Here is a 19,880-nt window from a genome sequence, read left to right on the forward strand (position 1 = left end):
TAAAACTGTCATAGTTTTTGCTGAAAATCACTTGAAATATCCCAAAAACAAATCGATAAGAGGCAATTCAAATGCTAGTCCCCAAGGTGATTTTTCGGCATTTTAGCGTATCTTACTAATCGTCATAAAATTCTTCCAAGCTAGTCTACCAAGAGATTTTGGGCGATTTATGCCTTTTTTAGAAGTTAAGATTAAACACAAAAAACTGTCAGAAATATGTATGACTTGTACTATTTATTGCTAAGATTTAATTTGAGTAGCTGATGTCATTCTTTTGCTCATCATTATTGGGGTAAACACTCCGATAAAGTTAATTTTTGGTTAAGCCACACCACAATATACCCCCATCATTTTTTAATGATTGTCCGTGGATTCTATGATTGCTCCTCCAATCCTGACTAACGAAGAACATCGTCTTGCGGCACTACACCGTACCTATCTACTGGATACCCCCCAGGAAGCAGCCTTTGATCTCATCACGCGGTTGGTGGCGCGGCTCTGCGGCACAAAAATTGCGGCAATCTCTTTGGTGGATCGCGATCGCCAGTGGTTTAAGTCACGCTATGGCTTCACCCTCGAAGAAACCTCCAGGGTTATTTCTTTTTGTGCCCACGCGATCGAGGATACTGAGCTTTTTGAAATTCCTGACGCCAGCCAGGATAAGCGTTTTTGGGACAATCCCCTCGTGGTTCAAGCGCCCAAGATTCGTTTCTATGTGGGTGTTCCTCTGTATACAGCCGATGGTTATTGTTTGGGTACCCTTTGTGCGATCGATGATCGCCCCCAAACCCTTTCTGACAGACAGCGCCACCATTTACTGGGTTTGGCAAAACAAGTGGAACGACATATCCATTGGCGCACCGCGTTTTTGGCCCAGTATCCTGACTCCCAAACATTGGTCTCTCCGAAGGAAGCGGCTCATCAAGGCCCCCACTGTAGTCTTTCTGTTGTTTAACGTTGTGGCAAATTTTCCATGGGATGGCGATCGCCTTTTGCTGTGAGTTCAATGGAGAAAATCTTTGAGGGCAGCGATCACCGCCTGGGGATTACTCAATTGGGGAAAATGCCCCTTGGCATCAATCCAGTGGAGTTGACTCCCGCGAATGGCTTGGTGGAGATATTCGCTCACAGCTTTAGCCACAAAAGGATCATTCTCGGCTTGCAAAATTAACGTTGGGAGCTTCAGTTGGCTCACCTCGCGACGATAATCGGATTTGAGGATCAGCGAAAAGGTCAAAAAAGCATAATCAGGCCGTAGACGGAGGAGGGTTTTTGAAAATTCCGCCGAGAGTAATGGTTGCTTGGGGGTGTTCATGATCGATGGCGCATATTTACGCACCCATTGGAAATAGTTCTGGGACATTTCCGCCAAGATTTCATCGGCTGTGGCCTGATCAAAACTCCCCACATAATCTTGGTCATGGATATACCGGGGTGAGGCACTGATGAACACTAAACGGGTAATGAGATTGGGGTGCTTGAGAGCCACCAGGGTGGCGGTCATACTACTGACTGAATGGGCAACCAGTTGCACTTCCTCCAGGTCGAGGGCCTCACAAATGTCGAGAATGTCCTGGGCGTAACTTTCGAGGCGTGTGTGATGTAGTGTCTCGTTTTCGTCTGCCTGCGATCGCCCACAACCCGGCAAATCAAAAAGCACCAAACGATAGTCCGCCGCAAAGGCCGGGGCCACTAAACGCCAACTGGTTTGATCACTGCCAAAGCCATGGGCAAAGAGGAGTACTTTGTCTGAACTGGCATTGCCGAGGATTTGAACATTATGTTTGGTCAGAACATCAGTTGTCATATCGATTATGTCAGCAAAACACTTGTTGAACTTGCTTCCATCATGCCAAGAAACGCTCTAGGCCGCAGCGCCCAGGGTTTAGCAAAACCTAAGTCAATTTAGGCATCGGTCACTGCAAATTTTTCGATAATCTCGGCGCTAGAAAGACCTTGTTTGACCCACATTTCCGTCTGTTCAATTTTTGGCCCTAAGCCCACCAAGAAGTTGGCAAATTGTGGCGGATTCGCCATTAACGTTGCCGCATCCTTTGGTAAATCCACTGCACAGGCCCGAATGCCTTTCCCAGCCCAACGGGAAAACCAAGCTGCAATAAAACCCGCTTCTAAATGATAGGACGGTGTTTGTTCTGGTTTCAGGCCAATTTCCGTACCCAACTGCATCATTGAGGCCTCTACCTGTACCTTGATTAGGCCCAAATCACGGTGGGTAAAATCTAAATTTAAATGCCCAAAACCGTGGGTTTCCCAAATTTGCCGCATCATCACCAAAAATTCTAGGGCATTCATCTGGGGGATCGTGCGTTGGTAGTATGCTTCAATTTCTGTTTTCAAGCGGTCGTAAAAGGCACCCCCCCACCAAAAACCAAAGGTATAGAGGGCGAAAGGGGTTGCTTCACCTGTTTCTTCCCGTAGGGCTTTATGGATGCTCCGGAGCAACACCTCTGGGACGGCCAAAAGGCGATTCCCGTGGCGTGTTTTTAAAAGGCCCGTTTCCGGTTGGCATTGGATATAGGTGCGGGGGGTAAAGTAATTCCCAGGGACAGGGGACAAAGTCATGGTTATTCGCTCAGGTATTGGTGGGTGACTTGGAGATAGGGCAGCATCAGTTGGGCGTATGGGGTGGGGAGTTCTTCTTGGATGACCTCTTGGATAATGCGGTAAACTTCGTTGTTGTATTTTTGATTTTTCAGGGCTCGCATAATATTTTGCATCCAGTACAGGAAGCGATCTTTGAGGAGTTCTTCATCCTGGAGGAGCATCGCTGTGGCGCAGTTGCGGAGGACTGAGATGAGGTCACCTTTGCATTTTTTGAGAACCGTCTCCGGGGCTGAGCGCAACAACACTTCGTTTTCGGTTTGGAAGCGCCGGAGGGTCTCGTCGACGATTTTTTCTTCTTTTTCTTGGATCAATTGATAGGTGATCCGGCGATCGCCCCAGGATTGGAGAGTCTGATCGACTTGATCAAGATCTTGGGGTTCGATATAAGCCCCGTCGGAACGTTCAAGGAGGGTTTCTAAGAGGGTGATCATAAAAATTTATCCTGATGAAAAAAGTAGGCAAAATTTACGCTGGAAAAATTCTAGGTTTTTCTCGAAAAGGGACGGTAAATTGTTTTATTTTTTAATAATTCCGTTTTTGCAAGGAGTTTTAGCCACCTAACGCCCTAAATATCGGCGACATCTAATAAATCGTCGAGTAGGTCGTAGTCATCGGGGTCAACTTCTCGAAGAGTTTGACCTTGCTCTTCCCAGGTAAGGAGGGCGACAAGGTCTAAATTTTTGAGGCCATCGACGGTTTCGATATTCTGTAGGCCCCGAATGAAAAAGTCGGTATCAGATTCCTCGGTTTCAACAACGGGCGATCGCCTCGGCGAAGTCCCTTGGAGGGTGGCAGCGTATTGATCCAATTCGGAAGGCGGCGCACTCCACTGTAGGGCTAACAGCAGATCATCCCGGGAGAGAAAAGCTGCTTCCTCAAAACCCTTGAGAAAAAAAGGGCCATCCGGTCGAGGCGATCGCCGGACGAGGGTCGGGGCAGGGGCTGCCCCACGGGTAGGGGCAGCCCCTGCCGTAGGAGGCTTGAGTCTTTCAAAAAGTCCCACAAAAGTCGGAAACCAGCGCCGGAGTAGGGAATCATCTTGTGCCATGTGATTTGTCCTCGAAGTGTGCCTTTGCTTTATTCGCGCCCAACCGCATCAAGTGCCGCTTCCGTTTTGAGCGCCTGAAAGCGAGCTTCAATATCCGCCGCCGTTGCCCCAGATGTCAGCCAAAATTCCGCCGCCTTCACCCGTTTTTCCGAACCGATTAGGAACCGACAAAAATCATTCCCCATGGAATAACACTGAATTTCAGTGCTACTCAAGGCCCGGTCAAAAAAGCTCGAAAAGAACCCCGCAAATAGCCCTGCATAGAGGAAGCACACGGGCTTACCGACATCACCGAGGGTTTTCGCCACCGCCGAGTCAAATAGATCAATGAATAAAAAGCCTTCCTTAATTGAAGACAAATCTACCTGCCATTTCCCCCACCCCTGGGCCGTCAGGGGCCACCACCAGGTTTCGAGGGCAAACCGGAGCGCCGCATCTTTAAAATACAGGCCGAACTCATCCTGGAACCAAACTTTAAATTGAGCCGCATCTTCGACACCCCACTCCTGGCCGATCAGGTACATTAACCAACCGGAAGCTTCACCGACTTCATGCTCAAGGCCCTTTTGCAACCCGATAATGAAATCTTCCGTGGTAAGGAGATTCCGTTGACCATGGCGATCGCTTACGGTGCCTTGGGTGGGATCAAACTGAAAGAAGGTATGACGACTGTAGTGGCAGGCTTTTTGCCAGGAACGGTGGTATGGGAGAGTTTGGGAACGGGCAGAAGAAACCATAGGATCAATAAATCGCAATCACAACAGTGAGAAAGACAAGCTTAAAAAAGCGAGAAAAGCCAAAACTAATCAAAGTAGTTGGCAATATTTGACACAGAAGAGGGTTGGAACACATCCAAAAGATTGGTTTCTAAAGCCGCATCAATATTGGCCATTTTTTCGAGGGCCGAGCGCAGAATTAATTTGTTTTCTTCGACAAGAATTTCTCCGGTCAAAGGGTGAATAATATTTTGATTAGCGCGGGTGCCAACCAGGGATTTGAGCTCGCCCATGGAACCGATGTACATTCCCCTGGGTACTTCGATAACGGCCCCATCACCACAGATCTTCGTTTGACAAGCAAGGCGAGAATTGGCTTGGGCGGTGGCAATAAAACTGAGGGTCAGTCGTTCTTGGTCATTCATCGGGCTGAGGGCTTCTCCCCCAGATTTGACGTAAATATGACAAGTGGCACAGCGCCCTTGGGCACCACAGGCCTGCATGACACTCATGTCTTCCCGAAGCAGCACATCAAGTAAGGTCTCTTGGCCCTGGACGGGAACGGTTTTATCGAGGGGTTGGATTGAGATTTTATTCACGGGGGATTGGGGGGGTAAAAAATTTAAAGGAGAAAGCGACAATCCGCTTCGCTGAGGGCATATTGGCGGAGCAATTGGGCAAAGTCTACAACAATGCGTTCGCACTCTTGGGTAAAGGTCGCTACCCATACTTTGAGGCTCTGTAGTTCGGCCTGACTGAGGTGCGGTTCGGGAGAGGCGATCGCTCCTTGCTCCGGATCAAAACTGCCCCAGTGATCCACCACCCAAAAGTCCAAAAGGGGATGTTCTGACTGGAGCGTTTGCTGGGCTTTTCGCCAATAATTACCGATGGCAAGGTTCCCAAAATACTTTTGACTAAATTCACTAATTTGATTCAAAGCAATAATGGCCCTGGTCCGGGAAATATCCGTGCCCTTAGCTGGATTTGTGACCACTGGGATTGGGGTGGGCGGCATGGTGCGCTTGGCCGTGGCGGCAACGGGCTCTAACAGAGGAAACAAAATATCCTGGACCGTAGCTTGTAACTGGGCGAGATGTTGCACATAGCTGCTGAGTACCGCCCGCACCCCCTGTTTCAGCGCCCAATCACGAAAGTAATCATTGACTAGGGGTTGGTGGGCGAGGAGTACCACGGGTAAATCTTGCCAAAAATCTCGACATTGCCGAAATAAATCGAGACTGTTGGTATGGGGGAGCGTGCCCAGTAACAGTAACTGGGGATGACGACGGTCGCATTCTTTGAGTAAAGCCTGCCTCGTCTCAGAGACGCAAACAACGGCTCCAGCGCGGGTGAGCTGCGTGGCAATGGGCTTATACACGCGCTCATTCATTTCCGCGATGAGAATGATCTGGTTGTGCAAAGTAGATGTACCAACCATAGGCGGTAGCTTGGAACAAGCAAACGACGATACAAAACTCAACAAATTGTCATTGGCGACAACATTGTCGATGTCTAAATCTAATTTTTTAGGGGGGCACCACTGGAACCAAGCAATTCAAACGTCCAAGTCCGCAATTTGTTTGGTTAGCATGGCTAAAAATCGAGTTAACTCATTACACATTCTCAAAGGGGACTAGAACCCTTTGAAAGTCCTGGATTTTGGACGATATCTAAGAAACCCCTTAAAAAACGAGAGTTATAAGACTAGGACTTTGTTATGGAAACCAAACATAGCATGGAAATCTCAGACCCCCGGCGGAACCCACAATCAATCAACAAAACTTAATTGTCTCTTAATAAAAATTTATATTTTTTTCTAGAAAAGGACTTCAGGCACTTAACAGGCGTTCGAGAATATCCTGAGTCACAATGCCCCCCTGCTTAACAAGCAGTTCTCCGGTGCGGGGGTGACGGATATCTTTCGGGGCATAGCGATTTTTTAGACGATCGAGAATTTGTTGTAATTTTGTGAGGGTGCGGGATGGTAGGTCACAAACAACGGTTTCTCCGTCACGCACATAGGCCTGGCAACTGAGGCGATAGGTGTCGCTAGATTTTTTCAGATTGTTGAGGATGGTTTGTTCTTGGGCCGTCACCGGGCTGAGTTGGGTCGCACCACTAACAACATGAACGACACAGGTACCGCAATAGCCTTTGCCGCCGCAGATGGCATCGAGGTGAACTTTGGCCCGCAGGAGCGCCTTGAGGAGAGTTTCGGTTTCGAGGGTTTGGAGTTGGATCGCCAGGGGGTCGATGCGGATTTGCGCCATGGTTAAATTCGGCTCAGAATTGGGATTAGGTAAGGGAACAAACAAGAAATCTTTATCAAAATAAGTCACAAGCTTTCCCCTGGCAAACTTTCTCAGGTGAAAACGGCAGGGAAATTTATTTCAATAGTTTTAGGGAGTCAGTAAAGGTGATGCGACAAAGTTTATGGGCTAGACAAAATGGGTTGGGGCGATCGCCTTGGGTTTGGGTTGGGTTAATTTGCCTCGGTGCTTGTAATGGACAGTCTATTAGTCTGGAGGAACAGCCAGGGGACGTCACGGCGCCATCTACCCCGGCCAATTGTCCTAGCACCGATGGAGCAGCCCAGCGATTAACGATCCAAGCGGATCTGTCGGTGGCGGATCAGTTCGATTTTACGGCGTGGGACATTCAAGCTGATTCAGATACTGTGACGGTGCAAACTCGGCATCATCAATTGGTTTTTTGTCGGGAAACCCAGAGTTGGGCGATTCTGCCACCAACCACGGACAACACCTCTAATGCCGTTCAGGATCAGGAGTTGCTTTTAGCGGGGGAAGATCCAGCGTTTCAAACGGTCGAGCTGGCGGGAGAAGCCTATCAATACCGTGTCCTCTTACGGCCAAATCCTTTTCTAGATTTTGAGAATCCCCCCGAAAAGGCAATTTTTGAACTGATTCCCCCAGGGGAAACCGAGGCGATCGCCTTAGATCTTTATACCCTCGAACAGTTGCGGGCCAGTGGCATTGGTGCGGATCTAGGCATTCCCACGGTGACAGCGGCCATTCCTGTCGAAGACACGTTATTTTTTGCGGTTTCCTCAGAGCAAGGGGAAGGCTTTAGCGGATTGAGTAGCCTAGTTCGCTATGACCCAAGCACCGACAGCCTCGAATTACAGCAGCCGGACGAGTTGATCGCCACCCAAATTACTGACCTCCAGGCCACAACCAACGACGAGCAGACAATTCTCTGGCTAGGGACAAAATATGCCGCCGAAGGTTCAAGCCTCATTCCCGCACGAGGCCTGGTGGCCTATGAATTTGATCAAGATTGGCGTGATGGCACGATCTCGTTTCACACGATTCACAACAGTCCCTTGATTGGTGCGATTCCCACCCAACTCCATGCCGAGGGGGATGTGCTCTGGGCGGCGACGGGGAACGGCATTTGCAACATTCAGTGGCGCAATATTGACCAGTGGGACGCGTGGAATTGTTGGCGCTTTGCCCTAGAAGCACAAGTGCCAGAGTCAGGTTTACCTATTTATCGCAGTCTGTTGGCAGAAACTCCCAGCACCACCCTAACCACAGATACCGCCGAAGTGCTCTGGTGGGCGAGTACCGTCCCCTTTGGCATTGCCCATGAACAGCCGAAAAAAGGGCGTTTTGAAGTTGCTTATCCCACGGGTTTTCGGGTGACGGTACCGGAAGGGGCTTTCCAGTGGGACAGTGAACCCGGTGCGGATTTGTTGCCTTGGGAAGATCGTCTCTACTGGCCCGGCGAAGAATGGCATTGGGCTGGCGATCGCTTTGGGCGGAGTTTCGATGAAGTGATGGGGCAACAGGTGGGCCTGGGGCCAGTGGGTATTAGTGAGCAGGGCTATAACCCCGAAGGGATCCAAGATCTCAATGCCCTGCGGGGAGACTTAACACTTTTTGCCCTCGACCTAGACAGTACCACCGTGGATTATTTTTCCGGCTGGGTGGACGATGCTCTCCTAGAGCCCGACTTTACCCTTGTTCCTTCTGAGAAAAAACCGATCACAACGGAATCTCCTCTTAAGGCGATCGCCACTGAACTTTTCTAGATAATTTTCTGGGGCGAAAGATAAAAAACTGCATAAGCAAAATTTCTGGTCACTATCACCTGGCAACACACAACAATCAATCAACAGGTAACTGACCCATGACTACTTTCACTTTCTCTCGTCCCCAATCCCTCAAACTTGCTACCGCTGGTGCTTTCCTCGCTCTCGGTGTCCTGAGTATCGCTCAACCCGCTAAAGCCGATAATGTTTCTAGCAGCACAATGATTTCTAATCAAACTAGTGCCGCCGTCGGTGTGGGGAACTCCACTTCTAATACCATGGGCCAATCAAATTTCCAAAATCAGAGCGGCTTCTTTAGTGGTGGTAACAACGGTGCCCAGTCTACAATTGTCGGTTCCCAAACTGCCGTGGCTGATGGCTTTTTCAACAACGTCAACAACAACCTCGGTCAATCCAGTACTCAACAACAATCCGGTATCCTTGGGTTCGGCAATAATGCCAGTGTTGCCCAGGTGGGTGCAAGCCAAACAGGCGCGGGGATTGGTTTCGGCAACAGCGTCAACAACAGCAGTTTCCAGAACAGCTTCCAAAACCAAAGCTCTATCTTTTCTTTCTAAGACCAACACCAGGGCAGTGGTTTAACCCAACTCTCCGTTCACAACTGCCCTGTTTTTCCCCTGTTCCCTTCACCGAGGCCAAATCAATGAAAATTCTCTTTGCTGGTTCCCCCTTCTGGATTATCTTTACCCCTTCCTTACTTGTACCCGTGACTTCTATCGGGATGCCCGCCCAGGCCGCCTGTGTGATGACCGATGTGTCCCTCCAAGTGGCAATCCACGGTTCTCCAACTCCCGCTAACCAAAGTAACCAAGTCTTTATGGGTACGGGCAACCAACCCTGCTGGGGCAATACCACGACCAACACGAGCAGCCAGCTTTATGTCGGCTCTGGTAACGCCACCCAACAACGCACCAGTAGTCACTTTGTTGATGGCAATGGCGCGAGTCCCCTGGCTCCCTACGGCATCCAAAGTCCAACCATTGGCACCCAAATTAGTGTTCCCATTGATATCTATAGTCCCGCCCATGATCCAAATTTCATGGAGTCCCTGGGATTACCCCTTAGCCCTTAAATCGACCACCTACTTTTTACTCGCCCCCGGAGAAACCAACCATGTTTAACACAACTCACAAGCTCGCTGTTTTTGGTTTAACAATGTTACTGCCCCTTAGTTTTGTTCCTGGGGCGATCGCCGACGACTATCAACCCTGGCTAAGCGTAGAAGAGGCCAAAGAATTCTGTAATACCCAGGAAATGGAAGACATGACCCAGGTGAACAGTTTCCATAACGAGGCCACAGTGACCGATAGCACCAGCACCCCGGACAATACCACAACCCAGCATATCGATGCCCAAAATACCGGTTGGGGCATGCAAACCATCGGTTCCATGAGTGCCAAGGATTGCTCTGCCGTTATTCAAGCAGAAGCCCACCGTTATGCCACCTACCAACAGCTAGAAAACGTGCGCTATGTGAATGACTCCAATTTGCGCCAAGGTCTTTTGGGGAATATGTTGGCTTGGTAACCGGTTGTTAAGAAAAAGCTCAATTAAGATGTATAGCGACAGGATAATGATACTTACAAAAACACCGCTATGCATTTTTGCTTGAATGGGGAACCCAAGGGGAGATCATGAGTTATCCGAAGCAGTACTGGCATCTATACCGCATCAGTCTCCAGCATCGCCAAGGATACCACTGGGCACCGCTCCCGACCGCCCAAACTTGGTTAGAGACCACAACTTTTTCGGCTAACACTTTACCAGAGCAGCTCCTCCAGGTCTTTCAAGGCAACCAAGGGGAATCATATTATCAGGCTTTAGCAGGGCTATGTTTACGGTGTTACGTCTCCCAACCGATTCTCCAAAGTTGCCAACGCCTCGCGAGTTTATTTAGTGCCCAACAGAATTTTTCTTACCAAGACCTTTTGCCTCTGGTGCTCCACGACGACGGCCAGAGGTTAATTTTGATCGATGAGGCCACGGACAGCAATCAAGTCCAACTCAACGAAGCGGCCCAACTTAGCCCCTGTCAGTTTCAGATTTTTGCGGTGGAAATTCTCCGCTCCTATGGGGCTCAACGGGAAAATAAACTCAGTTTGAAAAATTGGGCTTTTTTGAAAACGAAACAACATCCAGAGATTCGGGCTTTTTTAGCGGAATTTGGGTTTCAGCACCTCACGGATTGGGCCTTGTTAAACCGCGCCCGCAAAAGTCAGTTTGAGCAGTTAGCGCCTGCGGATCAATGTCTGCTGAAGGCTTTCCATGGGGTGTATCGTCGCGATCGCCGCCAACAGACGAAACAACGCACCAAATGCCAAACGCCAACGGAAGCACAACTTTTGGAAATGGATGCCTACTGCGTTGACCAGGGTTATCCGAGTCGCGCCCCGAAGTTACTCCTGGGGGATTTGCATCGCCTTGCGGAACAGTTGCGGCAGTACGATATTTGGCGATCGCGGGAAAGTTTAGAAACCTACGACGCCGACAGTGGTGACTATGCTCCCCGGCGGGATCTCCCCCACGAAAGCCTCGATGAAGGGAATCTCGAACAACGGGAGCTAATCCAATTTTTGCATGACCAATTGGCGATCGCCTTTGACGAGAGCCTCCAGGACAACCTCAAACAAAAACAACAAAAACTCGCCAAGAGCAAACGCTACAAACCTTTTGCTGATCATTATTTGCAAGGTCTTTCCCTCTATTACATCGAGGCCCAATCCCTCGCCGAAATTGCTCCTCAACTGGGCATGAGTAGCTGGGATCAAGCCCGCCGCATCCTCAACCCCGGCGATCTGCTGAATCAAGTGCGCCGCCAAACCACGGAAAAATTGCTCGCCAAACTCCTCGATCTCGCTCGCCAAAAGGGACTCACTGGCCCGGAACCCGACCCAAACTACCTAAGTTCCCTTTGCCAGCAACTAGAACAATTTGTAGACCAAGAACTGTTTACGGAGGCCGCCGCCGAAATCCGCAGTGGCAAGAACCGTCGCTTCGACAGTGCCTACGCCCAAAAACTAAAGCATTACTTAACGAATGCCACCCCGAACTAACCCCTAATCTTGCTTGACGCCGAGGAGCCCCAAAATGTTCACCCAATCTGAATTCCGCCTACTCATCCCCGAAGAAATTACCCTCAGCGAGCTTGACTATGCCCTTGTCCAAACCTGGCCTGCTGGAAATTTGCCAGAAGCTGACCAGTGGCAAGCCTATCTAAACGGGCTGGGGTTAGTGGCCTTTGAAAATTGGCTTGGCGATCGCCTCCCAGAAAAACGTCGCCAACGGGATCTGACCCATCTGCCCCAGGTGGCCTATGTGACCGTAGGAGGTTTTAAAGTTTGTCTTTTGGCCCAGAGTGACTACCTCGACGAACAGGTGCTCTGGCCCCAGGAATATCTTGAACAACCGGAACTCGCCGCCCATTTCTACGGCATTGTCGAAGTAGATGAAGAAGCAGAAACCGTCATTTTACGAGGAATTAGTCGGGGCGATCGCCTACAAACTGCCCCCAAACGGGATGGCCATTATTGCTTCAGCCTCGACCACTTCGATGCCGAACTGAATCATTTCCTCGCCGACTGCCGTTACCTTTCCCCGGCCGCTATTCCCCTCCCCGTGAATGCCCTGGCAGAACTCAGAACCCAGGTTACAGAAACGATCACGAAACTCGGCAACTGGTTTGATAATGTCCTCGATCAAGGTTGGCAGGCCCTCGATCAGTTGATGCTGCCTGAAGCCCAGCTCGCCTTTGCCACCCGTAACCTCAGCGAAGATATCCAAGCTGGTAAACTCCTCGATCTTGGTTTGAGCCTGGGCAATGAACAGGTGGTTCTCCTCGTCACCCTCGCTCCCACCGACGAAGACGATAAAGTTCGCATCCAGGCGCGACTCCTCCCCTTTGAGGCAGAGTATCTCCCAGCGGATTTAAGTATTTCCCTCAAATCTAAGTCCGGCAAAGTGCTGCAAACGATCACCAGTCGGCAACAGGACAGCTACATCCAACTCAAACCCTTCAAGGGTGTTCCCGGTAAAGTATTTCAAGTGGAGGTAAGCGGCGATGGTTGCACCGTCAACGAAACCTTTGAAATTTAATTGGCTCAGTGATGCTAGCGTCACCATTTCCCTGGCCTTTGGTCGGGGGAGCCTCACCGAAGGGTTTCCGACAATTACGGCCCAGATTTGGGAGATGGATGTCCCTTTACCCCAGCAATTTGTTGGGCAACTGCCCGCTTTCCCAGACCTGCTCAATAGTCTGCAGCAGTGGCAAACGGTTTATCTCGCCCTCGCCCAACGGCTGCAATTGGGACGACAGCGACAGGCCGAGGGAATACGCAGTTTTGACGATGATGACGATGATTTTGAGATCGAAGAAGACGCCGTTACCCATGTGTCCCAGGTCAGCTTTGAAGACTTGTCCCAGCGGCTCCAACGGCAACTGAATGAATGGCTCCTCAGCCCCGGATTTACGCCCATTGTCCAGGCATTGCGATCGCATCTTTCCCCAGAGACGCCCCTGCGGTTAATTTTGCAGACAGATGACCCGCACCTGCATCATTTGCCCTGGCAGGGTTGGCAATTTTTGGTGGATTATCCCCTGGCGGAAGTGGCCCTCAGTCAGCCCCAGTTTTATCGTTTAAAAGAAATCACCCCCCAGAAAAAACGGCAACAGGTACGCATTTTGGCGATCCTCGGTAGTAGCCAGGGCATCGATCTGACGGCGGAACAACAACAACTCTCTGAAATTCCCGATGCGGAGGTGCAATTTTTAACGCAGCCCACCCGCCAAGAATTTGATGCGGCCCTCTGGGATGACCAGGGTTGGGATATTTTATTTTTCGCGGGCCACAGCCAGACAGAACAACAAACGGGCCGCCTCTATCTCCACGACGGGCCAGAACACCGCAGCTTGACCCTGGAGCATTTGCAGGAAGGCCTGCGCACAGCTTTGGAACGGGGGTTGCAGTTGGCGATTTTTAACTCCTGTGACGGGTTGGGTTTGGCGAATAGTTTAGGTAATCTCCAGATTCCCGTGACCATTGTGATGCGCGAACCGGTACCGAATCGAGTCGCCCAGGACTTTTTTCAACGTTTTCTCGAAGGTTATGCGATCGCCCAACTGCCCCTTTATCAAGCAGTGAAACAGGCTCGACGTCAACTACAAGGCCTAGAAAATGATTATCCTGGGGCGGCTTGGCTACCAATCATTTGCCAAAATAGCGCTTTATTGCCCCCCACTTGGTTGCAACTCGGTGGTTTGCCCCCCTGTCCCTATCGCGGTTTAAATACCTTCCAGGAACAGGATGCGGCAGTTTATTTCGGGCGGGAAAGTTTGCGAGAAAAGTTGGTAGAACGGCTCCAAAGCCAACCGCTGTTACCGTTGGTGGGGGCGTCCGGTAGTGGGAAATCGTCCCTGGTGTTTGCGGGCATTGTGCCCCAGTTGCGACAGGATGCTAGGTACAACTGGGCGATCCAGGTAATGCGTCCCGAAAATGATCCCGTAGCAAGGTTGGCCCATGCCGTGGCAATGTGGCAGCCCGATATTTCAGAAACAAAATTGTTGCAATCCTTCCGAGGGGATACTCAAAGTTTAGGGACAGCGTTAGGACAAATTCAGCAAACCCAACCGAGGCAAGCCCGCCGACTGTTGATCATCGATCAATTCGAGGAACTTTTTACCCTTAATCACCCAGAGGCACAGCGGCAATTTTTAGATCTGTTGGTGGCAGCCATCCAAGAAGCGCCCCAGTTTGTGGTGCTGCTTACTCTGCGGGCCGATTGTGTTGGGCCAGTGCTAGAACATCCCGGCCTGGGGAAACTCTGGCAACGCCATGAACCAGAATTTCTGCTACCCCTTTCCCGTGCGGATCTCCAGGCGGCGATCGCCCAACCCGCAGCCCTGATGGGAGTAAGGTTTGAGCCGGGTTTAGTGGAAAAAATAATCACAGAAGTACAAGACCAGGTGGGGAATTTACCCCTCCTTGAATTTGCCCTGACCCAACTGTGGCCCCACCAAGAGAAAGGTTGGCTTACCCATACCGCCTACGAAAATTTGGGGGGAATTACCGCCGCGCTCCGGGACTATGCCGAACAGGTTTATGGAAAACTCTCCGCTGACCAGCGGCCCCAGGTGCAAGCCCTCTTTTTGCAACTGATCCAAGTGCGGGAAGGAGCCGAAGCTACCCGACGGATTCTGCCGCAAACAGAAGTTAAAGCCTGGCCTCTCGCGTTGCAATTAGCTTCAGAACGGCTGTTGACGACGAACCGCGACCCGATCCGCAATACTGAAACCGTCGAAATTGTCCATGAAGCGTTAATTCGTCACTGGCAACGTCTCCAGGGTTGGATTGCCGACAATGCTGATTTCCTGCGGTGGCAAACCCGTTTAAATAACGCCATTGAGCAATGGGAAAGCCACAACAACAGCGACGGTTATCTGTTGCGACAAGCGCCCTTGGTGGAGGCAGAGTTTTGGCTGGATAAAAGTCCCGATCGCCTCAGTGATGCCCAACGGTTTTTTATCAACTTGGGTCTGGATTTACGTACCCAAGAGGAAACGGCGATCGCCCTACGGCAACAACGGGAACTCGACCAGGAACGGAAAATTCGCCGGGGCGCCCAAAAACTGGCAGTACTTTCTTCTGCCGCTTTGGTATTGCTGAGTTTGGCAGGGGGCTGGACTTGGTGGGAACGCCAACGATCGCTCAAAATTATCGAGACAGTTTCGATTAATAGCTCGGCCACAACTCCGACCCTCCTCCGGGATTTACCCCGGTTCCTGACCATTGCCCAACGGCGGCAACAAACAGGGGACTTTGATTTGGCGATCGCCTATTACCAGAAAATTTTGCAGGAGATCACCAAACTCCAGGCGCGACCTGATTTAGCGGCGGCCCAACAGCAGGAATTACAAAGCCTTGCCAGCCAAACAGAACAACAATTGGTTGCGCTGATCCAACAGCAAAAATTGCCCACCCTCGAAACCGCCCTCGCCCAGGGAGAATTTGGCAGCCTCAAGCCCGAAACCAACCTTTTGGATTATGAAGATCAATATACCCCTGGGGCATTACGGGAAACTTATGGCCTCCTTTTACGTCCCCAGGGAACAAACGCTGACCTCAACCAGGACGGGGAAATCAATAACCCGACGGAAGCCCAGCAACTCCCCTGTCAGCTTCTCCAAGACCTTGAAGCCCTCTGGCGTGACCACACCGATCAACAATGTGGTTTCTACGGCGATCGCTCCTTTTATGCCGCCCCGACCTGTGCGCCCCTCCAAGGCAGAACATTGACAGAAACGATTTTTGTGGGGGATTACGAGGCGATCGCCACGCAACTGAAAGCTTGCCAAGTGGCCCCAGAATCCGCTGATCCCTATGAATAATTTGACGCATTATTTAGCCAAACCATTGAGGAAAAATACCGTGAAGCCCCCGAAAATTGCCCTCTTGAGTAGCCTTTGTTGCCTCGGTTTTACGTCCTTGGCCGTGGCGACCTTGCCCCAAGCCAGCCAAATTGTTTCCGTGCGGGGCAATTACTTAATGATCCAACGGGGGAATCAACGGCCCAGCTTTGCCCGGATCGGCGATCGCCTCGAAAATCGTAGTCAAACTCTCCTTGTCCCCGGCAATAACTACTCCCTGGCGCGGTTGTCCTTTGTGGGGGGCGGCCAAAATTATGCTGGTTTAGCGGTGCAAGCTGGCCCCGATCTCCAGCAAACCCATTATCAATTTCCCTGTGTCGTCAGTCGGGGTAAAGTCACCCTCAGTTGGCGTCAGGGCAATAATCGCGGTTGTGAAGAAGGGATTTATCTCAGCCCCAACCGCAGCAATCAAAAAAGCTTGAAACAAACAGAAAAAGAGAAGGCGACGACAAAGGTTATCGAAGGGATCGTCATCCAGCCCAAGGACAGCAATGAAGTGATCCTCCAGGCCCGCACCCTAGGCGATCGCCAGATTGTTGATGCCCTAGTTGGCGAAATTACCCTCACTTCGGCGGCCCATCCCAGGGGGTTTACGCTCCAGCCCGGCCAACGCTACAGCCTCGATGGGACGAACCCTAACGCCAGCCCCCAGGTGGAACCGATTAATGCGACGGCCATTCTCAATTCCCCCGAATTGCAAGAATTTCTCGCCCCCAGTAGTTGGCTTCCCCAAGAAGAAACCCTGGCCAATGCTCCGACTACCCCCGACTCCGGCTGGCCGATCCGTCCCCCCGTCCAGCAACCGCCGACCGGAAATACCGCTGGGACAAATAATGGCGGTTTCTGCGAAAACTACTTCACCGCTCTCCAAAGTTTTCTCCAGGAAGCCCAAACAATCGCGCCGGGGGCTTGGGACTTTACCAACAACCCCTATGCCTTTTTGGCGCAACCGGAGGCCAGTTGGCTAAACGATGTTAATGCTCCTGAGGGGCCACAACTGGCGCGACTCCAGCAACGGGCCGGGGACTTTATCCGTGAGTTTGAGCGGTGTCAGTTTGCCTTACCGGATTTACCGACTGATCCCGAACCTGAAAACAATCCCAACGATCTCCCCCCCGAAAATCCAAATTCATCCCCGGAAATTTATCCCGATAGTCCTTCGTTCTACTAAAAAACTATGTTTAAGCCCATTACGTTATTGAATGTTGCGCTTCTGGGGCTTTTGGGTTTTACCCCCTTCCTCCAGGCCAGCACCCCCAATGCCAGTCAAATTGCTTCTCTCCAGGGCGATCGCCTCTTACTCCAAAATGGCAACCAACGCCCCAACCCAGCCCGCGTGGGCAATCGTCTGACCAACCAAAGTCAAGCCTTGATTGTCCCCGGCAATAACCGTTCCCTAGCGCGCCTTGCGTTCGTGGGCGGTGGCCAAAGTTACGATGGCCTCCTGTTACAGGCGGGGCCAGACCAACAACAAACGGAGTACCGCTTTCCCTGTGTCATTGTCGGCGGCAAAGTGACCCTCAGTTGGCGTCAGGGGAACAATCGCGGCTGTAAATATGGTGTCCATCTCAGTCCAGGACGGAGTTCAGCGGCCCCTAAACAACAGCAGAAATCCGGTGCTGCCAGCAAACAACTATCCCAGGATTCTTCGGAGAGCAAGGAAGCCTCCCTCACCATTCAACCCCTGGGAACTGACCCAATTTTGCTCAGGGCTGTTGTTGACGATAATCTCCAGGCCATTGAAACGCTCCAAGGGGAAATTTTGATTATTTCAGCCCAATATCCAGAGGGTTTGCGGCTCCGTAGTGGTGAGCGTTATTTCAATTTGGGTGACGGTCAAGATCAAGTGGAGCCTTTTAACCCCACCGAGGCGATCGCCAATTCCCCAGATTTACAGGAATTTTTAAACCCTGAGATCTGGCGCGAGTCCCAGTTACCGGCTCCCGTTTCCCAGGACATCAACAACCACCTGATCGCGTTTCGGGATCTCAATCAAAATACGGCCGCCACCGATACCCCGGACATGACCGACCTGAGTTTAGCCTGTCAAGCTGAGGTAGATTTTTATCTAGCCAACCTCAAAGCCACCATGGGCAATACCTGGCGGCCCCCCTACCCCCCGTCCCCAGGGGTCTGGCGCACCGAAGTTAACTATCTCCTCACGAAAGATGGTCGCGTCCAAAATCTCCAGGTGGCCCAGTCCAGCGGTGCCAACATTATTGATCAGGCGGCCCTAAGCCATGTGCGTACCCTCGAACAGCGATTCGAGCCGTTCCCTAGTTGCTATCCCTACGAAGCTTTGCCCGTCGATAACAACTTCACCGTCCGTTATCAATAGAGGCTGTTGATCCTAAAAAACTGCATCAGTTCCCCAAGCCAGTAACTACTACCCAGCATCGAGCCAAGGTGATGATTCTCCCGCACCCCTCGAAGCCGCTATTTTTACTGGAAGAACCTGCCATGTTGTTTCAATCCTCTCTCTACCAACGCCTCCTCAAGTCTGCGACGATTCCCTTTCTGTCCCTTTTGGTGATGGGCACCCCAGCCCCCGCCTTTGCCAACCCCCAAGGGGCGATCGCCGAGCCTTCCTTTGAAGTCCAATTGCAACAACTCAAAGCCCGCCTTGCTGGTCTCGAAGCCCGCACTGGCAGCACCGATACCACTACCCAAACCGTTGCCGCAGCACCGATTAACTCTTTCCCGAATCATCACTCACCTACGCCGACGACTTCCGTCACTCCCGCTGCCCCCACTTCCCTGATGGCAAAACTCAGCCCCGCCAGTGCCATTTTGGTGAACTTTCCCAGTGCTGTCGTTGTCGATGTCGGCCAAAAAGATGACTATCCTTTGACCCTGCCGTTATTCCAAGATCTCCGGAGTGCATCGGGAGAACTGCTTGCCCCAGCGAATACCCCCATTACCCTACGGGTTAAACCCCATAAAGATGGCGCAATTCTCGTTGCTGATTCGATTATTGTCAATGGCCAAGTGGTGAACATCCAGGCCCAAAGCAGCACGATGATTCCTGGCCGCACCGTCACCCAGCGCACCGCCCAAGAAATGGCCAAGCAAAACAGTGCCGTTTGGGGAAATCTCACCACCTCTTTGGCTGGGGCTGCTGGCACAAGTATTGGTACCCAACAACAGTTTGGCTTTCTCGGCGCGGCGGTAGGGATTCTCTCCGGCATGGGTTCCCCTGATGACCTCCGGATCGTCGAAATTCCGGCTGGCTCTGTCCACCTCCTGCAAGTCCAAGCCCAGAATTAACTCTGGTATCACTTCCAGCAAGGCAAAATTTAAAGTTTTAACGGGTAAAGGGTTTGGGAATCACCTTTTACCTTTTTCTATGGTCACAAACAAGCTTTATCTAAGACACCATCGCCAGGAGTCGTTCAGCAACGGTTTCAGGAACAGGCATCACAGAAAGACGATTACCCCGCCGCACCACGGCAAATTCTTCGGGGGTAAAGCTGGCCTTGAGTTGATCCAGGGTGATGATCTCGGCAAAGGTTTCTTGGTAGCCCACTTCGACGGTGTACCAGCGAGGTTTTTCTGGGGTCGCCTTGGGGTCAAAATATTTACTTTCCGGGTTAAATTGGCTCGGATCAACCAGATTCGCTTGGGTGACGCTAGCAAGGCCGACGATGCCGGGGGGTTTGGTGTTGGAGTGGTAAAAAAAGAGGCGATCGCCTTTTTCCATTTGCTGTAAAAAATTCCGCGCTTGATAGTTCCGCACCCCATCCCAGAGTTCTGTCCCATCGGCAGCCAAATCCGCCAAACTATATTCACTGGGTTCTGATTTGATTAACCAATAGCGCATGGATGCAGTGATGACACGGAAAAAACAATAGCAAGAATCACGTTTACTGTAGCGTGTTTTGGTCAGGCAGAAGGACAATTTCTAGGGTGAAAATTTGGGTTGCATCGGCCCTAAAGTGTAATCTGGAGAGCACATCATCCGTTTCTCAGCCACTTGATTTTAGTGCGTTTGCCAGT

The 19,880-nt window shown here is 51.1% G+C and carries 20 protein-coding genes; 11 read left to right on the forward strand and 9 right to left on the reverse strand.

Going from position 1 to position 19,880, the window contains the following annotated elements:
- The first annotated feature begins 376 nt into the window (after positions 1-376).
- Positions 377-955, forward strand: coding sequence for a GAF domain-containing protein (locus tag AWQ23_RS13295; protein ID WP_012308263.1), 579 nt, complete (start codon positions 377-379; stop codon positions 953-955).
- A gap of 48 nt (positions 956-1,003) precedes the next feature.
- Here AWQ23_RS13295 and AWQ23_RS13300 read toward each other — a convergent pair whose 3' ends face one another.
- The 8 genes from AWQ23_RS13300 to AWQ23_RS13335 all read right to left on the reverse strand — a co-directional run bounded on the left by AWQ23_RS13300 (position 1,004) and on the right by AWQ23_RS13335 (position 6,659).
- Complete coding sequence (locus AWQ23_RS13300) at positions 1,004-1,807, reverse strand: alpha/beta fold hydrolase (protein ID WP_030007399.1); 804 nt, start codon at positions 1,805-1,807, stop codon at positions 1,004-1,006.
- A 98-nt stretch (positions 1,808-1,905) separates the two neighbouring features.
- Positions 1,906-2,583 carry a hypothetical protein gene (locus AWQ23_RS13305; RefSeq protein ID WP_012308265.1) on the reverse strand — a complete coding sequence of 226 codons (678 nt, stop codon included), beginning with the start codon at positions 2,581-2,583 and terminating at the stop codon, positions 1,906-1,908.
- 2 nt (positions 2,584-2,585) lie between these two features.
- Positions 2,586-3,056 (reverse strand): phycocyanin, encoded by a 471-nt coding sequence (locus tag AWQ23_RS13310; protein WP_062436125.1) that lies wholly within the window; start codon positions 3,054-3,056, stop codon positions 2,586-2,588.
- 134 nt (positions 3,057-3,190) lie between these two features.
- The gene (locus tag AWQ23_RS13315) at positions 3,191-3,673 is read right to left on the reverse strand and encodes a hypothetical protein (RefSeq protein ID WP_062436127.1); all 483 of its coding nucleotides are present in this window, start codon (positions 3,671-3,673) and stop codon (positions 3,191-3,193) included.
- 29 nt (positions 3,674-3,702) lie between these two features.
- Entirely contained in the window at positions 3,703-4,410 is a 708-nt protein-coding gene (locus tag AWQ23_RS13320) for a V4R domain-containing protein (RefSeq protein ID WP_030007396.1), read from the reverse strand.
- A gap of 65 nt (positions 4,411-4,475) precedes the next feature.
- On the reverse strand, positions 4,476-4,988 hold the full coding sequence (locus tag AWQ23_RS13325) for a 2Fe-2S iron-sulfur cluster-binding protein (RefSeq protein WP_030007395.1): 513 nt from the start codon (positions 4,986-4,988) through the stop codon (positions 4,476-4,478).
- Between the two features lie 23 nt (positions 4,989-5,011).
- A complete protein-coding gene (locus AWQ23_RS13330; RefSeq protein ID WP_157072235.1) occupies positions 5,012-5,779 on the reverse strand; it encodes a hypothetical protein in 768 nt (255 codons plus the stop codon).
- A 439-nt stretch (positions 5,780-6,218) separates the two neighbouring features.
- Entirely contained in the window at positions 6,219-6,659 is a 441-nt protein-coding gene (locus AWQ23_RS13335) for a 2Fe-2S iron-sulfur cluster-binding protein (RefSeq protein WP_232308912.1), read from the reverse strand.
- 149 nt (positions 6,660-6,808) lie between these two features.
- Between AWQ23_RS13335 and AWQ23_RS13340 the strand changes: the two genes are divergently transcribed.
- The 10 genes from AWQ23_RS13340 to AWQ23_RS13385 all read left to right on the forward strand — a co-directional run bounded on the left by AWQ23_RS13340 (position 6,809) and on the right by AWQ23_RS13385 (position 19,151).
- Positions 6,809-8,443, forward strand: a complete 1,635-nt coding sequence (locus AWQ23_RS13340) for a hypothetical protein (protein WP_062436131.1) — start codon at positions 6,809-6,811, stop codon at positions 8,441-8,443.
- Positions 8,444-8,541: 98 nt separating this feature from the next.
- Positions 8,542-9,021 carry a hypothetical protein gene (locus AWQ23_RS13345; protein WP_062436133.1) on the forward strand — a complete coding sequence of 160 codons (480 nt, stop codon included), beginning with the start codon at positions 8,542-8,544 and terminating at the stop codon, positions 9,019-9,021.
- A gap of 86 nt (positions 9,022-9,107) precedes the next feature.
- Complete coding sequence (locus tag AWQ23_RS13350) at positions 9,108-9,536, forward strand: hypothetical protein (protein ID WP_030007391.1); 429 nt, start codon at positions 9,108-9,110, stop codon at positions 9,534-9,536.
- A gap of 41 nt (positions 9,537-9,577) precedes the next feature.
- Positions 9,578-9,991: a hypothetical protein gene (locus tag AWQ23_RS13355; protein WP_062436135.1), complete on the forward strand. Its 414-nt coding sequence runs from the start codon at positions 9,578-9,580 to the stop codon at positions 9,989-9,991.
- A 107-nt stretch (positions 9,992-10,098) separates the two neighbouring features.
- Complete coding sequence (locus AWQ23_RS13360) at positions 10,099-11,517, forward strand: hypothetical protein (RefSeq protein ID WP_062436137.1); 1,419 nt, start codon at positions 10,099-10,101, stop codon at positions 11,515-11,517.
- Between the two features lie 34 nt (positions 11,518-11,551).
- The gene (locus AWQ23_RS13365; protein WP_062436139.1) at positions 11,552-12,556 is read left to right on the forward strand and encodes a DUF1822 family protein; all 1,005 of its coding nucleotides are present in this window, start codon (positions 11,552-11,554) and stop codon (positions 12,554-12,556) included.
- The gene (locus AWQ23_RS13370; protein WP_083500725.1) at positions 12,522-15,845 is read left to right on the forward strand and encodes a CHAT domain-containing protein; all 3,324 of its coding nucleotides are present in this window, start codon (positions 12,522-12,524) and stop codon (positions 15,843-15,845) included. The genes AWQ23_RS13365 and AWQ23_RS13370 overlap by 35 nt, the downstream gene beginning before the upstream one ends.
- Before the next feature lie 40 nt (positions 15,846-15,885).
- Complete coding sequence (locus AWQ23_RS13375; RefSeq protein WP_062436143.1) at positions 15,886-17,055, forward strand: hypothetical protein; 1,170 nt, start codon at positions 15,886-15,888, stop codon at positions 17,053-17,055.
- 6 nt (positions 17,056-17,061) lie between these two features.
- Positions 17,062-18,222, forward strand: coding sequence for a TonB family protein (locus AWQ23_RS13380; protein ID WP_062436145.1), 1,161 nt, complete (start codon positions 17,062-17,064; stop codon positions 18,220-18,222).
- A gap of 122 nt (positions 18,223-18,344) precedes the next feature.
- Positions 18,345-19,151: a hypothetical protein gene (locus tag AWQ23_RS13385; protein WP_157072236.1), complete on the forward strand. Its 807-nt coding sequence runs from the start codon at positions 18,345-18,347 to the stop codon at positions 19,149-19,151.
- A gap of 100 nt (positions 19,152-19,251) precedes the next feature.
- Here AWQ23_RS13385 and AWQ23_RS13390 read toward each other — a convergent pair whose 3' ends face one another.
- Positions 19,252-19,704, reverse strand: a complete 453-nt coding sequence (locus AWQ23_RS13390; RefSeq protein WP_062436150.1) for an EVE domain-containing protein — start codon at positions 19,702-19,704, stop codon at positions 19,252-19,254.
- Positions 19,705-19,880: the final 176 nt, after the last annotated feature.

Source organism: Picosynechococcus sp. PCC 73109 (genome assembly GCF_001521855.1).
Classification (GTDB): Bacteria; Cyanobacteriota; Cyanobacteriia; order Cyanobacteriales; family MRBY01; genus MRBY01.